Here is a 247-nt window from a genome sequence, read left to right as displayed (position 1 = left end):
CTCCTTGGTCAGCACCTCGTTGGGCACGCGCGCCGGCCAGAAGGTGGGGACGTAAGGGTCATAAGCGGGGGTGTAGCCCGACCGGCAACTGCTGGTGTCGGTCTGCCACGGGACCGCCATCCACCGCGTGATGCCACCCGGCATCTGGCCACAGAGCGGCCCGTTGGGGATGGTGACGTCATCGGGGGTCAGCACCTCGCTCGGTCGCGGCGCAACCCAGCCTTCGGGCGCATGCTGAAAGCGGAAC

The 247-nt window shown here is 68.4% G+C and carries 1 protein-coding gene; it reads right to left on the bottom strand.

Features of this window, described 5'->3' with window-relative positions:
* On the bottom strand, window positions 1–247 hold a 247-nt coding region (locus AC3II9_RS22260; RefSeq protein WP_489158927.1), incomplete at both ends, for a LodA/GoxA family CTQ-dependent oxidase.

The organism is Lysinibacillus sp. RU7, from assembly GCF_057837305.1.
The sequence above is the reverse complement of the archived record's forward strand: the minus strand, read 5'-3'. Positions and strand labels throughout refer to the sequence as shown.